The organism is Aneurinibacillus sp. XH2 (assembly GCF_001439585.2).
In the GTDB taxonomy this organism is placed as follows: Bacteria; Bacillota; Bacilli; order Aneurinibacillales; family Aneurinibacillaceae; genus Aneurinibacillus; species Aneurinibacillus thermoaerophilus.
This window is the reverse complement of the sequence record NZ_CP014140.1, coordinates 78,694-93,512: the sequence shown is the minus strand read 5'-3', so window position 1 is coordinate 93,512 and position 14,819 is coordinate 78,694. Positions and strand designations below refer to the sequence as shown.

General features: G+C 43.2%; 17 protein-coding genes. 2 read left to right on the top strand and 15 right to left on the bottom strand.

What is annotated here, in order from left to right:
* Positions 1-13 precede the first annotated feature (13 nt).
* The 5 genes from ACH33_RS00490 to ychF form a co-directional block, all read right to left on the bottom strand.
* Entirely contained in the window at positions 14-1,006 is a 993-nt protein-coding gene (locus ACH33_RS00490) for a YybS family protein (protein WP_057897241.1), read from the bottom strand.
* 139 nt (positions 1,007-1,145) lie between these two features.
* Positions 1,146-1,376 carry a 30S ribosomal protein S18 gene (gene rpsR / locus ACH33_RS00485; protein WP_057897240.1) on the bottom strand — a complete coding sequence of 77 codons (231 nt, stop codon included), beginning with the start codon at positions 1,374-1,376 and terminating at the stop codon, positions 1,146-1,148.
* 40 nt (positions 1,377-1,416) lie between these two features.
* Positions 1,417-1,884, bottom strand: coding sequence for a single-stranded DNA-binding protein (gene ssb, locus ACH33_RS00480; protein ID WP_217639395.1), 468 nt, complete (start codon positions 1,882-1,884; stop codon positions 1,417-1,419).
* A 24-nt stretch (positions 1,885-1,908) separates the two neighbouring features.
* Positions 1,909-2,199, bottom strand: a complete 291-nt coding sequence (rpsF, locus tag ACH33_RS00475) for a 30S ribosomal protein S6 (RefSeq protein ID WP_057897239.1) — start codon at positions 2,197-2,199, stop codon at positions 1,909-1,911.
* 248 nt (positions 2,200-2,447) lie between these two features.
* Entirely contained in the window at positions 2,448-3,554 is a 1,107-nt protein-coding gene (gene ychF, locus ACH33_RS00470) for a redox-regulated ATPase YchF (RefSeq protein WP_057897238.1), read from the bottom strand.
* A 132-nt stretch (positions 3,555-3,686) separates the two neighbouring features.
* Between ychF and ACH33_RS18955 the strand changes: the two genes are divergently transcribed.
* Positions 3,687-3,836, top strand: a complete 150-nt coding sequence (locus ACH33_RS18955) for a hypothetical protein (protein ID WP_156423976.1) — start codon at positions 3,687-3,689, stop codon at positions 3,834-3,836.
* Positions 3,837-3,878: 42 nt separating this feature from the next.
* Here ACH33_RS18955 and ACH33_RS00465 read toward each other — a convergent pair whose 3' ends face one another.
* From ACH33_RS00465 to ACH33_RS00455, 3 genes are read right to left on the bottom strand one after another with little or no spacing between them, the layout of a single operon-like run.
* Positions 3,879-4,082 (bottom strand): DUF951 domain-containing protein, encoded by a 204-nt coding sequence (locus ACH33_RS00465; protein ID WP_057897237.1) that lies wholly within the window; start codon positions 4,080-4,082, stop codon positions 3,879-3,881.
* 25 nt (positions 4,083-4,107) lie between these two features.
* Complete coding sequence (locus tag ACH33_RS00460; RefSeq protein WP_057897236.1) at positions 4,108-5,031, bottom strand: mechanosensitive ion channel family protein; 924 nt, start codon at positions 5,029-5,031, stop codon at positions 4,108-4,110.
* 35 nt (positions 5,032-5,066) lie between these two features.
* Entirely contained in the window at positions 5,067-5,339 is a 273-nt protein-coding gene (locus ACH33_RS00455; RefSeq protein WP_057900187.1) for a putative Se/S carrier protein, read from the bottom strand.
* A 460-nt stretch (positions 5,340-5,799) separates the two neighbouring features.
* On the opposite strand from ACH33_RS00455, the gene yyaC reads away from it, so the two are divergent.
* The gene (gene yyaC, locus ACH33_RS00450; protein WP_057897235.1) at positions 5,800-6,441 is read left to right on the top strand and encodes a spore protease YyaC; all 642 of its coding nucleotides are present in this window, start codon (positions 5,800-5,802) and stop codon (positions 6,439-6,441) included.
* 101 nt (positions 6,442-6,542) lie between these two features.
* Here the strand turns inward: yyaC and ACH33_RS00445 are convergent, their stop codons facing one another.
* From ACH33_RS00445 to mnmE, 7 genes are all read right to left on the bottom strand, one after another.
* Complete coding sequence (locus ACH33_RS00445; protein ID WP_057897234.1) at positions 6,543-7,691, bottom strand: aminotransferase class V-fold PLP-dependent enzyme; 1,149 nt, start codon at positions 7,689-7,691, stop codon at positions 6,543-6,545.
* Between the two features lie 83 nt (positions 7,692-7,774).
* Positions 7,775-8,632, bottom strand: a complete 858-nt coding sequence (locus ACH33_RS00440) for a ParB/RepB/Spo0J family partition protein (protein WP_057897233.1) — start codon at positions 8,630-8,632, stop codon at positions 7,775-7,777.
* Positions 8,625-9,386, bottom strand: coding sequence for a ParA family protein (locus tag ACH33_RS00435; RefSeq protein ID WP_057897232.1), 762 nt, complete (start codon positions 9,384-9,386; stop codon positions 8,625-8,627). The genes ACH33_RS00440 and ACH33_RS00435 overlap by 8 nt, the downstream gene beginning before the upstream one ends.
* 179 nt (positions 9,387-9,565) lie before the next feature.
* Positions 9,566-10,390, bottom strand: coding sequence for a nucleoid occlusion protein (gene noc / locus ACH33_RS00430; protein WP_057897231.1), 825 nt, complete (start codon positions 10,388-10,390; stop codon positions 9,566-9,568).
* 271 nt (positions 10,391-10,661) lie between these two features.
* Positions 10,662-11,378 (bottom strand): 16S rRNA (guanine(527)-N(7))-methyltransferase RsmG, encoded by a 717-nt coding sequence (gene rsmG / locus ACH33_RS00420; RefSeq protein ID WP_057897229.1) that lies wholly within the window; start codon positions 11,376-11,378, stop codon positions 10,662-10,664.
* Positions 11,379-11,387: 9 nt separating this feature from the next.
* Positions 11,388-13,274: a tRNA uridine-5-carboxymethylaminomethyl(34) synthesis enzyme MnmG gene (gene mnmG, locus ACH33_RS00415; RefSeq protein ID WP_057897228.1), complete on the bottom strand. Its 1,887-nt coding sequence runs from the start codon at positions 13,272-13,274 to the stop codon at positions 11,388-11,390.
* A gap of 41 nt (positions 13,275-13,315) precedes the next feature.
* The gene (gene mnmE, locus ACH33_RS00410; RefSeq protein WP_057897227.1) at positions 13,316-14,689 is read right to left on the bottom strand and encodes a tRNA uridine-5-carboxymethylaminomethyl(34) synthesis GTPase MnmE; all 1,374 of its coding nucleotides are present in this window, start codon (positions 14,687-14,689) and stop codon (positions 13,316-13,318) included.
* Between the last annotated feature and the right edge of the window lie 130 nt (positions 14,690-14,819).

Sequence of the window (14,819 nt, the reverse complement as noted above, 5' to 3'; positions counted from 1 at the left end):
TACTCAGCTCCTATTATCGAAAAAATCGGTTCCGCAGATTAAAACCTACATCCAGAACCCCTATTAACAGTAGTATATAAGTAAACGGCGGAATAAGGAACAAGATCACCGCAATAAATAACAGCCCTTTGCTTGCGTTACGCTGATGAATCCAGTACGCAATAAATCCTAATCCCTGCACGAAAAAGAGCAGCTGCAACACCAGCATAATATTAAGAACCGCCATGTACAAAAAATGGTAATCCTGTAGCCCTTTTATCATGAACAGAAAGAGTACAATAAAATAATAATACAAAATCGAGCGCGGAAAGCGCAAATTATGTAAAGCTGGCAATGATTGAATCTGTACGCCCATTCGCTGCGAAATTCGCCGGAAAAACGCATGGTTGATTAAAGCGGACAAAAGTGATGATGAAATTAAAAGCCCTGGAATGATAGCCGTGATTAAAGATGTAACCTGCGCTTTCATCATCCCTAAAGATTCTTTAAGCTGTGCGAGTTGCTTTGTCTGTGCCTCATTTCTTTGGTCTTCGGGCAATTGGCTAACCGAATTCTCAATCTGTTTCTGCATATCAGTCAAAACTTGCTCCGAAATTTCCCGCATAGCTTTTATCATATCATCCAAAGGATTTATTTTCATAACGGCTAGCGCCAGACCGATACTGACAAACATAAAAGTCAGTTCCACTAATGTTCCGATCATTAGAACCTGCCCAGCCGACTTTTTCTTCCGATAGGCAACACCCATGACCAGTCCCATAACAGCGGCCGGAAAAGATAGTAGCAATCCTGGAAAGCCTGCGAATATAAACGACAAAAATACAGTCACAAAAGCAGCCAGTCCTCCTGCTTTTGCCTCATGACGGTACCCATATACGGTAAGCGGAAGCGGCAACGCAAACACGGCAACAATGCTGAGCGGCGTATAAAACGCGATAAAAAAAAGCACAAGAAAAATTGCGCTGACGAATGCTCCTTCCAAGATCGCCCTTACGTTATTTTGCACAGGTGTTCCCTCCTTTTTATCATTTTTTGCAAAAAAAATAAGCCTCACTAAATTTATCATAAAGAACGGTCAAGTGGCAAATAAGGAGGTGAAAAAAGAGGCAGGAGTATTCCTCTCTGCCTCTTTCTATCCATGTATATTACTCTGTTACGTATGGCAACAAAGCAACTTGACGAGCGCGCTTAATCGCAACCGTCAGCATACGTTGGTATTTCGCGGAAGTTCCAGTTACGCGGCGAGGTAAAATTTTACCGCGTTCGCTGATGAACTTCTTCAGCAAATCAACATCTTTGTAGTCGATATGAGTAATTTTGTTCGCAGTAAAGTAACAAACTTTACGGCGCTTACCGCGTCCACGACGTTGTGCCATGAAAATTCCCTCCTTTTGTTTAAATCATACCGTAGCGTTATTAAAATGGTAAATCGTCGTCCGAAATATCGATCGGTCTCTGATCGTTAGCAAAGGGATTATCGTCAAACGAATCGCGAGAATGTCCGCCATCAAAACCCGCCGACCTCTCAAATCCGCTGGAGTATGATTCGTCGCTGCTTTGGCCTTGTCTACCGCCTAAGAATTGCACATTATCTGCAATGATTTCCGTAACATATACGCGACGTCCTTCCTTATTTTCGTAGTTACGCACCTGAATGCGTCCTTCCACAGCGGCTTGCTGCCCTTTTTTCAGGTATTGGGCGCATAATTCAGCCAACTTGCTCCATACAACAATAGGAAGAAAGTCGGTTTCTCTTTCGCCCTGTTGATTTGTCATTCGACGATCAACCGCAAGCGTAAAGGTAACTACAGCAGTTCCGTTCGGCGTATAGCGGAGTTCGGGATCTTTGGTTAAACGCCCTAACAATACCACACGATTCAACACGATAATCCCTCCAAATCATAAGACTTATTTTTCGTCTTCACGAACAACCAGGTAACGAATGATATCATCATTGATTTTCATCAGACGTTCCATCTCAGCAACCGCTTGCGGCTCGGCTTGGAAATTCATGAGCACATAGAAACCCTCGCGGTAATCCTTGATTTCGTATGCCAGACGTTTCTTACCCATTTCAGTAATCTTCTCCATCTGACCGCCTTTCTCCGTAATAATTCCGGAGAAGCGCTCAATGTTAGCCTTAATGGCTTCCTCTTGAAGATCCGGGCGCAGAATGTACATCACTTCGTATTTACGCATATTCTTCACCTCCTTTTGGACTAAACGGCCCCATATATATGGGACAAGGAGCGAGCACGTTCTAGACGTGACTATTTCTAAACTCGCATTTAAAAATTATAATAAATTATTCAAAATGCTGCAAGTATTTTTTCTTCCAATTTGCTAGAGCACGTTCCAGTCAAAAAAAATGGATACCTTTTTGTATTTATATTTTACCAATATTTTACATAATTTTCTACTGTTTTATCTTTATTTTTTTGTATTTTTTATACATTAAAACGAAAATGCATAATATCTCCATCATTCACGATATAGTCTTTTCCTTCCAGACGGAATTTTCCATTTTCTTTCGCCTTTGTCATCGAACCGGCTTCAATTAAATCATCGTAAGCTACTACTTCCGCGCGAATAAAGCCGCGTTCAAAGTCGTTATGAATAACGCCAGCCGCCTGAGGTGCCTTCGTGCCACGGCGAATCGTCCAAGCGCGAACTTCCTGCACACCGGCCGTAAAATACGTAATCAAGCCAAGCAGCGCGTATGCTTCGCGAATTAAACGATCCAGTCCAGATTCCTTCAGGCCAAGCTCTTCCAAAAACATCTGCTTATCTTGTTCATCCATCTCCGCAATTTCAGACTCTACTTTCGCGGAAATGACAACAACGCGTGAACCTTCTGCTACAGCGAATTCTTTCACCTTCTCTACATGCTCATTTTGTCCGTTTTCCGCTTCTTGGATACCGTCTTCGCTTACGTTGGCCACGTATAATACTGGCTTCATCGTTAACAAATGGAAATGGCGTACAAGTTTTTTCTCGTCATCCGTAAGCTCCACACTGCGAGCCGGTTTCTCATTCTCCAGCGCTTCTTTAATTTTTAAAAGCACTTCATATTCCATTTTTGCATCTTTATCTCCAGCTTTTACTTTCCTTCCTAAACGATCGATACGACGCTCAACCGATTCAAGATCCGCCAGTATCAACTCAAGATTAATCGTCGTGATATCGCTAACCGGGTCTACCCGTCCCTCAACATGAGTAATATTCTCGTCTTCGAAGCAGCGAACTACGTGCGCAATCGCGTCTACTTCACGAATATGGGACAGAAACTGGTTACCAAGCCCTTCTCCCTTGCTTGCGCCACGCACAAGACCAGCGATGTCAACAAACTGGAACGTCGTTGGAACCGTACGATTTGGCACTACAATTTCTGTCAGCTTTTTCAGACGCGGGTCTGGCACCTCCACGATTCCTACGTTTGGTTCAATCGTACAAAACGGATAATTCGCCGATTCGGCGCCTGCCTGTGTAATCGCATTGAATAAAGTGGACTTTCCTACGTTAGGAAGGCCGACAATACCGCAAGAGTTTCCCATATATGTAAACACTCCTCAATCTTAATTTCCAAAAATACTTTTACCATTATAGCACGAGTATATCGCAGGAAAAAACAATTAGCCCGTCTCTCCCCCTTTAATCAGGGCATACTACGTTGAGGAGGTGAAATCATGGCTAACGAGTATCTTAACACATATCCCCCGGCCAATCTGTCAGAAAGAGAAGTAGCAAAAATTCAAGAGCTAGAAAAACAATTAAGCCAAGAAACCAACTCTCGCATTCTACTTATGGCTTTTTTAAATGAAAAGAGCGAAAAATAAATAAGAAAAGCTCGCAGGTGTGCCCCGCGAGCTTTTCTTAATTTATTTTTCTTCTCCGGCACGGACAAGTACTTTCTTTAACCGTTTCTCGAATTTTTGACGCGGAATGAGAACACTGTGATCACACCCCTGACATTTTAAACGAATATCCATTCCCATGCGAATAATTTTCCAACGATTTGTGCCACACGGATGTGGCTTTTTCATTTCTACGATGTCTCCTAGTCCAAATTCTTTCCGCTCCATCTTTACGTCTCCCCTCTTTTTGTTATTAGGATGAAGCTTTCTGCTTGGACACTTCTTCAGCAGCCATCTGATTATTATCACCACGCTGAGGAATCATAACCATATGTGGGTAAGGGATTTCAATGCCCCGTTCATCAAACATTTTTTTGATATCTGCCCGTAATCTACGCATAACCGGATAATGTTGCATCGGCTGGCATTCCGCAATGAGACGGATAACTACATCAGAAGCGCCAAAACGCTCCACACCAAGAACGGTCGGGGTTTTAACGATTTCTTCATATTCTTGTTCCCATCTGGGCGCCGCTTCCTCAAGTATTCTTACGACTTCATTAATATCTTCTTTATACGAAACGCTCACATCAACCACAGCCATAGAATTTGCGATGGACAAGTTTGTTACTTCCGTAATACTCCCATTTGGAATAATATGAATTTCCCCTGTCCAAATTTTGATTCGGGTAACACGCAGACCAATTTCTTGAACCGTTCCGGTTATGTTGTTAATTGTGACTACATCTCCAACCGCAAATTGGTCTTCAAAAATAATAAAAAAGCCAGTAATCACGTCACGCACTAGATTCTGAGCGCCAAAGCCAATCGCCAATCCCAGTACACCAGCACTTGCCAAAAGCGGTTTTGGATCATATCCAAGAAACGTAAAAACGTTTAAAAACGCAATAAAATAAATCGTATATTTAATAACATTATTTATCAAGGTTCGCATCGTCTGGCTACGGCGTGGGTCCATGCGAAGGCGATCAAACTTATTTGCAGATGCTTCGCGTTCTTTGAATAAACGGTTTACCGCAGCGTTTCCCACAACGACAAGAATTTTCGCTACGATGAGAATAAGAACAATCTTAAGGGTTATTTTACCAAAAGCGACCCACTTTTCCACATCGGTTATATAAGTTATAAAATCATCATAATACTTATGTAAATCCATGCATTCAATTCCTCCTATTCTCCATCTAGTTCTAACTATTCATGTTCCATTTCTTCCCGATGAATATAAGGTACATAAATACCCTTCACCATATGATAATACCCTTTTATTTCGACATTTTCATCTTTAATAATGCGATCGACTTCTAAAAAATCAGCGGCGGGAATATCGATCGATAGGGCGCATCCGGCCGTAATTTCTTTCGGTGTCGGCCTTGTGTCAATCTCGATGTCCGCATATTCAAGCAACACTTCTGCTCGCAGCGCTTGCTGGGTCGAATCAAATGCAATTAAAATGCGGCTGTTCATATCATTCTCCTTATTGTAACATAACATCCTTTGCGTTTTTTCTTCCTTATTAATCGTATAAGCAGTCAACGCTCCCCTCCTATACTTCGCTTAAGGGTAGAGGATTTACGATTTTAGATGAAAAAAACAAAAGATGTGAACGATGCTTTGCCAGTCTGCACATAATATGATGATTCTTCTTTAATACGTGAAAAAAGAACGAACGAGTATAAGCATAAAAACTTTCTTAATATAATGCTCTGTACAAAAATATAGCAAAATTCCAAAACTAAGTCATATTCCAAATGTATCCCTTCACATGTCATATTGTAAAGCAAGTCGTGTAAACATTAATAAAATGTTCTTTGGTGTCGCCCATCATTGTCCCTGATTCCCCAATCTCTGAATACGTTATTACAGTAGTATATTTTTAACAACTCCGGCGTATACTGATAATATTATTTTCATACGGGAGGTACAAATGATAAACGACAGCAATACGGTACACATGTACCCGCCCAATCCCTTTCGCATTGACCATTCAGAGGAACAAGCCGTTGAATTGTTAACCCAACATCTGCAGCAACGCCTTCGCGTATACCGTGGATATTCGGATATCGTCGTATTCTGCATTGGAACCGACCGTTCCACCGGCGATGCGCTTGGTCCAATTGTCGGTTCCCATCTTGAACGTATGTACCCAAGCAATGTTTCGATTTACGGAACACTTGATTCTCCCGTCCATGCCGTGAATCTTCAAGAAACCATCGACTATGTAAAGAAAAAACATACCAATCCGCTTATTATCGCAATTGATGCCTGTCTCGGACAACTCAACAGCGTTGGTAAAATCACAGTCGCCCACGGCCCCATTAAACCAGGGGCAGGAGTAAAAAAACAACTGCCCGAGGTAGGAACATTTCACATTACTGGCATTGTGAATATAGGCGGATTTATGGAATATTTTGTCCTACAGAACACTCGTCTAAGCGTCGTGATGAAAATGAGCGAAATTATCGCAACTTCGCTTTATAGCGCAATCGTCCACATAAAAGAATCGCCATATCGCTATATGCCCAACATAGGAAATCGCTCTTCCTTGTATCAAAGCGCTTCCGAATAAGTAAAGAGCATATGATTCATTGCTACTATGAATCATATGCTCTTTTTACTCTTGCGGCTCTCTTGCCGACCATTCGACCATTATTTAATTGAGAAAAACCTTTAGAACGCAAAAGCCTCTCTAATCTCCCGTAAAGCCACAACCAGCGCTTCTACATCTTCTTGTTTATTAAAATAACCAAAACTAGCGCGAACAGCCCCTGTTGTCAACGTCCCTACCGTTTCGTGTGCCAAAGGTGTACAATGAAAACCGGCGCGGACAGCAATATTATACTCCTGATCTAAAATATAGGCGAGTTCAGAAGCATCGACCCCTTCTAGCATAAACGGTACAACCCCGACCCGTTCTGTATCCTTATCAGGTCCAAACACCGTTACCCCTTCCATGTCTTCCAACTTTTCAAGCAGAAGACGCGTAAGCCACCATTCTTTTCTGCGAATAGACTCTATTCCTGTCTGTAGCACAAATTCCACCCCCGCCGCCAACCCGGCGATCCCCGGCGTATTTAGTGTCCCGCTTTCATAACGATCCGGCCGCGTCATTGGTTGGTCAATATCCTCTGAATGACTGCCTGTTCCACCATGCAGCAATGGCGTAAGAGCAATAGAAGAATGAACATATAAACCTCCAGTTCCTTGCGGGCCGTACAACCCTTTATGCCCTGGAAAAGCAAGCATATCGATGTACATGTCTTCTACATCAATCGGTAGAATGCCCGCCGTCTGCGACGCGTCTACCAGATATCTTACTCCCGCTTCCCGGGCAATCCGACCTATTTCTTTCACAGGAGCAATTGTCCCCAATAAATTCGAAGCATGGCTAACAACAATCAATTTCGTATTCTCGCGAATAGCTGCACGAATGGTCTCAAGCGAAAACATATAATTCTCCGGTTTAATATATGTAATCTCCACGCCGACTTCTTTCCGCAAAAACTCCAGCGGACGGCGGACGGAATTATGCTCCAGCGAAGTCGTAACCACATGATCTCCCTGCCGTATAAATCCTTTAATAGCTTGGTTTAATGCTTGCGTCGCATTTAATGTAAAAAAGATATCATTTGGATTTTTAATATTAAAAAGCTTGGCTAGCTTTACTCTTGCCTGATATACCGTTTTACTTGCCTTCATTGAAAGTTTATGGCCGCCGCGCCCCGGGTTGGCAGCATACTCTTCGATACATTCGGCTACTGCTTGGCTAACTTCTTTTGGCTTCGGCCAAGTGGAGGCTGCGTTGTCCAAATATATCATCACGCTCTTCTCTCCCTTCCTTTATTCTTTATATTGTCCGTTTCTAACAGCGAAGGCAACCTATTTTCTGCAGGTTGCCTTGCTTATGCTTTGCTATTTTCAACAAGTTCAAGAATCCGTTCCAAATCTTCCTGAGAAAAATATGAAATTTCAATTTTGCCTCGATTTTTACTTTTTGAAGGCTTAACATGTACCAATGTTCCGAACGCCATGCGCAACCTTTCTTCCCAGTCCTTTACAAAACGTTGAGTTTCTGTGTCTTTTGTTTCGCGTGAAACTTTTTTCTTTTCGCTCATTCTTTTTACTATCTCTTCCAGCTGGCGAACACTGAGCGACTTTTCTTCTACTTCTTTTGCTAGTTCAATTTTTATCTGGTCTTTTTCTACACCGAGCAATGTCCGGGCATGTCCCATTGATAACGTTCCACGTGAAACTCGCTCCTGAATTTCTTTCGGTAATTGAAGAAGACGCAAAAAGTTTGCTACATGTGGCCTGCTTTTTCCTACTTTCTTTGCCAATTCTTCCTGCTTTAATGAAAAAGCTGTCATTAGTTTCTGATAAGCCTGTGCAATTTCAATCGCGTTCAAATCTTCTCGTTGTAAATTCTCGATCAAAGCAATTTGCATGACCTGTTCATCGGTAAACTCACGGACAACTACGGGCACATGTTCGACATTCGCCAATTTAGCGGCTCTAAGCCTCCGCTCGCCTGCTACTAATTCATATCCTTTTATGCTTTTTCTTGCTATTAACGGTTGGATAATACCGTGTTCTTTAATTGAATCAGCAAGCTCATTCAACGCTTCTTCTTCAAAGTATTTGCGGGGTTGATATGGATTGGGCCGGATTTTTTTGATTTCTACTTGTAAAATATGATCTCCTTCATCAATATCAAGCGAAGAAATCAGCGCATCCAGTCCCCGCCCCAGTCGTTTAGTCAATGCCAATCACCTCTCTGGCTAAATCAGTATACACTTCCGCTCCCTTAGAACGGCGATCGTAGGTGATAATCGCTTGGCCGTGGCTGGGTGCTTCACTTAGGCGAACATTGCGCGGGATAATCGTACCATACACTTTTTCTTGAAAATACTTCTTCACTTCATCAATAACCTGAATGCCGAGATTAGTACGGGCGTCCAGCATGGTTAGCAGTACACCTTCGATATATAAATTACGATTTAACTGTTTTTGTACAAGCCGAATTGTGTTCAATAGTTGACTTAACCCTTCCAGCGCGTAATATTCACACTGAATCGGAATCAGGACAGAATCAGCCGCGGTCAGCGCATTAACAGTTAGAATGCCGAGCGAAGGCGGACAATCAATAATAATATAATCATACTTATCCCGTACTGTATCAAGCGCTTTCTTTAGACGTTTTTCTCGCGAATATACAGGCACAAGTTCAATCTCTGCGCCTGCCAGTTGAATGGTAGCCGGCAGCACGAACAATCCCTCAATGTCGGTTGGTAAAATTGCGTCAAGCGTGTTAATGTCGTTAATCAATACATCGTACACACAATAACGAACATTCGCTTTTTCGATTCCAATACCGCTCGTAGCATTTCCCTGGGCATCAATATCAACAAGCAGTACTTTCTTTCCTTCTTTGGCAATACATGCACTAAGATTAACAGAGGTAGTTGTTTTTCCTACGCCGCCTTTTTGATTTGTGACCGCAATAATTTTACCCATACGTTTCACAGAAAAAGGCGCAGGAAGCCCGCTTGTTTAAGAGCGGGAGGAATGCGCCTCATCCTGCTGCCTCCCTTCATTTGGTTTGATAATAATATTCATTAGAATGCCGCATGAGTTTGCCATTCTTAAACCTCTCATGGCTAAAGCCACGAGATTCTTGGCTAAATGATAAAATCTTATTTTTTATTCTTCGGAATTTTAATGATGAATTGATAAAATTCTTCGTGGTCTTCTTCTTGTGTTTCAATATATAAGCCGCTTTGCAACACCATATCTACAGATTGTCTTACAGTATTAATGGCCAGACGTGTATCTTTTGAAAAAGAACGCCGCTTCGGCACAGGTTTTTCGTTCTTCTGCTCCATTATCGACTTGATGCGTTGCTCTGTTTGCTTTACGTTCCACCCTTTTTCTATAATTTCTTTCAAAAGCTTTAACTGGGCCCGCTCATCTTTTAAGACTAATAGAGCCCTAGCGTGCCGTTCAGAAATTTTTCGAGCGAGCAATGCTTCTTGAACCTGTTCTGGCAGATGAAGCAGACGTAATTTATTAGCAATCGTCGACTGGCCTTTCCCCAGCCGGTTCGCCAAGCTTTCCTGTGTTAAGCCATGAATATCAATAAGCTTCTGGTAAGCTATAGCCTCCTCGATTGGAGTAAGCCCTTCTCGCTGCAAGTTTTCAATCAAAGCAATAGAAGCCGCCTGCTCATCATTAAAATCCTTTACAATAGCCGGGATTGTTTCCATACCTAACCTTGTAACTGCGCGCCACCGTCGCTCACCAGCAATAATTTCAAACACGCCTCTTCTTTCCCGTACAACAATTGGTTGAATAATGCCGTGGACTTTTATTGTCTCGCATAGTTCATCAATTTTATCATCATCAAACACAGTTCGAGGTTGATAAGGATTAGGGACAATTTGAGCTACGGGTATCTGTCGAATCTCTTCCTGATCGGTACGTTCTGTTAGACCAAATAATCGAGAAAACTGATCCTTCATAAGACATCACCCACTTCTCCTTCTTTCCAATTTCAATATTCGCCATCATCCCACCTATTTCCTGCACAATGTTTCACGTGAAACATTATGAAAGCGCGCAATCTTATAGAACACGATAAAAAACTTAGCTGCTGTCAAACGCAAGCGCAGGCAACAGCCTTTGTTGCTCCCATACAAATTTGCCGCAAAAAAGGAAAGACGGACAGGCCCCATAAGTTTTTCGCATTTGTCAATGAGAAAAGGCAGCCTTTTGGCTACCTTCTTGTCCTTGTTATACAATTGGTTTCTTGGCGGGAGTACCGGCTTTTCGAGGATAAACAGATGGGGTCTTCTGCTGTTTACGAATAATGATGATGTTGCGTTCCGCTTTTTCTTCCGGAAGTTCAAACGTCTCGACTCTTTCGGTTTTTCCACCAAGAACTTTAATCGCTTTTTTGCCTTCGTTCAACTCCGCTTCAATATCCGCACCTTTCATGACAAGGAACGCGCCGCCCGGTTTAACAAACGGTAAACACAATTCCGCAAGTACGCTCATCCTCGCTACCGCCCGGGCAGTCACAAGATCAAAGCGATCACGGTATTTCTTGTCTTTTCCGGCATCTTCTGCCCGGCTATGGACAAATGAGATATCCACCAGGCCAAGCTGCCTTGCCACTTCTTGCAAAAAGACAAGCCGCTTATTCAACGAATCAAGTATCGTCAATTTTAATGACGGGAAACAAATTTTGAGCGGAATCCCCGGAAAGCCCGCACCTGAACCAACGTCAATTAAACTTTCCGCACCAGTAAACGTATAATAAAACGCCGGTGTAATTGAATCATAAAAATGTTTTTCATATACCTGCTGCTTTTCCGTAATCCCTGTCAAATTCATTTTTTCGTTCCATTCTACAAGTAGCTCATAATACTTCTCAAACTGCTGAAGCTGCTCTTCTGAAAGTTCAATTCCTTTTTCAGCAGTTAATTGTCTCAATGTCACTGCGTCCATGGATCTCTCCTAATTTGCGACTTTTCGATTATAAGATTCGAGATATACAAGTAAAACGGAGATATCCGCTGGCGTTACCCCGGAAATGCGCGATGCCTGGCCAATAGAAAGAGGTTTGACTTTGTTAAGTTTCTGGCGCGCCTCCATTGCAAGACCTTGGATATTCATGTAATCCAGATTTTCTGGTAAACGTTTTTTCTCCATTTTCTTGAGACGGTCCACATCCTGTAATTGCTTGCGGATATATCCTTCGTACTTAATCTGGATTTCAACCTGCTCCGCTACGTCCGCCGGGATCTCCATTTCCGCCGGCGCAATCTGTGCAATATGCTTATAAGTTACTTCCGGACGTTTCAACAAGGAATACAGATCAATCGCATTGTCAAGCTCTTTAGAACCAACCTCGCGCAGCATTTGCTGCACTTCCGGTTGCGGCCCTATTTTCGTTGTCCTCAAGCGTTCCTTCTCCGCTTCGATCGCTTCTTTTTTCTTCAAAAAACGCTGATAACGCTCTTCGCTAATCAAGCCAATTTTATATCCGATTTCCGTAAGACGCATGTCCGCGTTGTCATGACGTAGAAGTAACCGGTATTCCGCCCGGGATGTAAGCAAACGATACGGTTCACTCGTTCCTTTCGTGACAAGATCATCGATCATCACACCAATATATGCTTGCGAACGATCAAGAATGAGCGGCTCTTTACCTTGTACTTTCAACGCGGCGTTAATGCCAGCCATAATTCCCTGGCCCGCCGCTTCTTCGTAGCCGGATGTGCCATTTAATTGTCCCGCTGTGTACAAGTTTTTAAGCCGCTTTGTTTCAAGGGTTGGCCACAGCTGACTCGGTACAATCGCATCATATTCAATGGCATATCCAGGACGCATCATTTTTACGTTTTCCAGACCAGAGATTGTTTTCAGAATTTCTAATTGCACTTCTTCAGGCATGCTTGTGGATAATCCTTGTACATATACTTCTTCTGTATTGCGTCCTTCCGGTTCTAAGAAAATTTGATGACGCGGCTTATCGCTGAAGCGAACAATTTTATCCTCGATAGAAGGACAATAACGAGGACCCGTTCCCTCGATCGCTCCGGAAAACATCGGCGCACGATACAAATTATTGTTGATAATTTCGTGTGTTCTCTCATTCGTATACGTAAGCCAGCATGGTAGCTGATCCTCTACACGAAATTCCGTTGTTTCATAAGAAAATGCCCGCGAAACATCATCTCCCGGCTGAATTTCTGTTTTACTATAGTCAATTGAACTGTTGTGAACGCGCGGCGGCGTACCAGTTTTAAAACGAACCAATTCAAAACCAAGCTCTCTCAAATGATCGGACAATCCGATGGACGGCTGCATATTGTTTGGACCACTTTCATATTGCAACTCACCGATAATAATTTTTCCACGTAAATACGTACCGGTTGTCAATACAACTGCCTTAGCTGCATATTCGGCACCAGTTTTCGTAATCACACCTTTACATACGCCATCCTCAACAATCAAACGCTCAACCATCCCTTGGCGCAACGTCAGATTTTCTGTATTTTCCACCGTTTGCTTCATTGTATGCTGGTATAGAAATTTATCCGCCTGCGCGCGCAACGCATGCACAGCCGGGCCTTTCCCCGTATTTAGCATCCGCATCTGAATATACGTTTTGTCAATATTTTTGCCCATCTCGCCACCGAGCGCGTCGATTTCACGAACCACGTGACCTTTGGCCGGCCCGCCAATCGAAGGGTTACATGGCATATACGCTATCATATCCAGATTAATTGTTAACAGAAGCGTCGAACATCCCATGCGGGCCGCGGCAAGCGCCGCTTCCACTCCCGCATGTCCGGCGCCGACAACAATTACATCAAATGTACCTGCCTGGTATCCCATTTTCGTATTTCCTCCTCCGCGCAATTCTCCGCGCTTTCTTACTACTTTCCAAGACAGAACTGAGAAAAAATCTGATCAATCAAATCATCGCTCACTGCGTCCCCGACCACCTCGCCAAGCAGTTCCCATGTGCGGCGAATATCAAACGCCACCATATCGACAGGCAATCCGTTTTCCACTGCTTCAATCGCTTCTCCAATCGTTCTATACGCTTCCTGTAAAAGCTGAATATGTCGAGAATTGCTTACATATGTTAAATCATCGCTCTGTACCGAGCCGGAGAAGAATAAAGAAGCAATCACTTCTTCAAGTTGTTCGATCCCCTCTTCTTCTTTCACCGAGATGGTAACGAGCGGCAAATCTCCAGCCAGTCTGCGTACTTCTTCCATGTCGATTTTCTGCGGCAAATCAGTCTTATTAACAATAACAATTGCGTTCATCGGTTTAACGACCGCAAGCAAATTACGATCCTCATCCTCTAACTCTTCCCCAAAGTTCAGCACCAAGAGAACCAAATCAGCCTTTCCCAGCATCTCACGCGATTTCTCGACCCCAATACGCTCGACAATATCTTCGGTCTCCCGAATCCCTGCAGTGTCAACAAGGCGTAACGGAACACCCCGGACATTGACATATTCCTCGATAATATCACGCGTCGTGCCAGGAACATCTGTAACGATGGCTTTCACCTCCTGTAGCAAGCTGTTTAAAAGCGACGATTTTCCCACGTTTGGCCGACCAACAATAACGGTAGCCAAACCTTCGCGCAGAATTTTTCCCTGCTTTGCTGTGCTTAGAAGCTTTTCGATCTCTCCCTGTACCCAGCGGCTTTTCTCGGACAACAAAGTTCGTGTCACTTCGTCCACATCATGCTCAGGATAATCAATTGTTACTTCAATATGTGCCATTAATTCGAGCAGCTGCTGACGCAGTTTACCAATAAGTTTTGACAACTTACCTTGCACCTGATTAAGCGCCACTTTCATCGCACGATCCGTCTTAGCGCGAATCAAATCGATAACCGCTTCCGCCTGCGACAAATCGATTCGACCATTAAGAAATGCCCGCTTCGTAAACTCGCCCGGTTCGGCCATGCGTACCCCCTGCGCAAGTACAAGATCTAGTACGCGCTTTACGGACACAATCCCTCCATGGCAATTCACTTCGACAACATCTTCCCTCGTAAACGTACGCGGTGCCCGCATAACAGAAACCATCACTTCTTCTAAAGTTTCACCGTTTTCATCTATTAGATGCCCGTAATTGATGGTATGACTATCCACAGTGGATAATTTTTGACGTCCTTTAAATATTTTATCCACAGCTGCAATCGCATCCGATCCGCTCACGCGAATAATGGCGATACCACCCTCACCCAGAGGCGTTGCAACGGCTGCTATTGTATCAAAATCCATTTTATGTCACCACGCAAAAGGCATGTTTTTTAAAGCTTTCCCTAAATTTATAGGATAACATACTTCATCAATATTTGAGAACAAAACAAAAGTTCATTAGTAAAGTATCATCTTTACTTTATCCACAAAA

Excerpts from the sequence above, each read along its gene's own strand:
- rpsR (WP_057897240.1), bottom strand. The coding sequence starts at position 1,376 with ATGGCACAACGTCGTGGACGCGGTAAGCGCCGTAAAGTTTGTTACTTT.
- rpsF (WP_057897239.1), bottom strand. The coding sequence starts at position 2,199 with ATGCGTAAATACGAAGTGATGTACATTCTGCGCCCGGATCTTCAAGAG.
- ychF (WP_057897238.1), bottom strand. The coding sequence starts at position 3,554 with ATGGGAAACTCTTGCGGTATTGTCGGCCTTCCTAACGTAGGAAAGTCC.
- ACH33_RS18955 (WP_156423976.1), top strand. The coding sequence starts at position 3,687 with ATGGCTAACGAGTATCTTAACACATATCCCCCGGCCAATCTGTCAGAA.
- ACH33_RS00465 (WP_057897237.1), bottom strand. The coding sequence starts at position 4,082 with ATGGAGCGGAAAGAATTTGGACTAGGAGACATCGTAGAAATGAAAAAG.
- ACH33_RS00460 (WP_057897236.1), bottom strand. The coding sequence starts at position 5,031 with ATGGATTTACATAAGTATTATGATGATTTTATAACTTATATAACCGAT.
- ACH33_RS00455 (WP_057900187.1), bottom strand. The coding sequence starts at position 5,339 with ATGAACAGCCGCATTTTAATTGCATTTGATTCGACCCAGCAAGCGCTG.
- yyaC (WP_057897235.1), top strand. The coding sequence starts at position 5,800 with ATGATAAACGACAGCAATACGGTACACATGTACCCGCCCAATCCCTTT.
- ACH33_RS00445 (WP_057897234.1), bottom strand. The coding sequence starts at position 7,691 with ATGATATATTTGGACAACGCAGCCTCCACTTGGCCGAAGCCAAAAGAA.
- ACH33_RS00435 (WP_057897232.1), bottom strand. The coding sequence starts at position 9,386 with ATGGGTAAAATTATTGCGGTCACAAATCAAAAAGGCGGCGTAGGAAAA.
- noc (WP_057897231.1), bottom strand. The coding sequence starts at position 10,390 with ATGAAGGATCAGTTTTCTCGATTATTTGGTCTAACAGAACGTACCGAT.
- rsmG (WP_057897229.1), bottom strand. The coding sequence starts at position 11,378 with ATGGACGCAGTGACATTGAGACAATTAACTGCTGAAAAAGGAATTGAA.
- mnmG (WP_057897228.1), bottom strand. The coding sequence starts at position 13,274 with ATGGGATACCAGGCAGGTACATTTGATGTAATTGTTGTCGGCGCCGGA.
- mnmE (WP_057897227.1), bottom strand. The coding sequence starts at position 14,689 with ATGGATTTTGATACAATAGCAGCCGTTGCAACGCCTCTGGGTGAGGGT.